At 52.4% G+C, this 254-nt stretch carries 1 rRNA gene; it reads left to right on the plus strand.

Going from position 1 to position 254, the window contains the following annotated elements:
* Positions 1 to 254 (plus strand): 23S ribosomal RNA (locus AWT75_RS20550); the annotation flags it as partial.

The raw sequence follows: 254 nt of genomic DNA on the forward strand, positions 1-254 counted from the left end.
CGTGAACCTTTACTGTAGCTTTGCATTGGACTTTGAAGTGGTTTGTGTAGGATAGGTGGGAGGCTTTGAAGCAGGGACGCTAGTTCCTGTGGAGCCGACCTTGAAATACCACCCTGACCCCTTTGAGGTTCTAACCTTGGTCCGTTATCCGGATTGGGGACAGTGCATGGTAGGCAGTTTGACTGGGGCGGTCTCCTCCCAAAGTGTAACGGAGGAGTTCGAAGGTTACCTAGGTACGGTCGGAAATCGTGCTG

Source organism: Aquitalea pelogenes (genome assembly GCF_001515305.1).
GTDB lineage: Bacteria > Pseudomonadota > Gammaproteobacteria > Burkholderiales > Chromobacteriaceae > Aquitalea > Aquitalea pelogenes.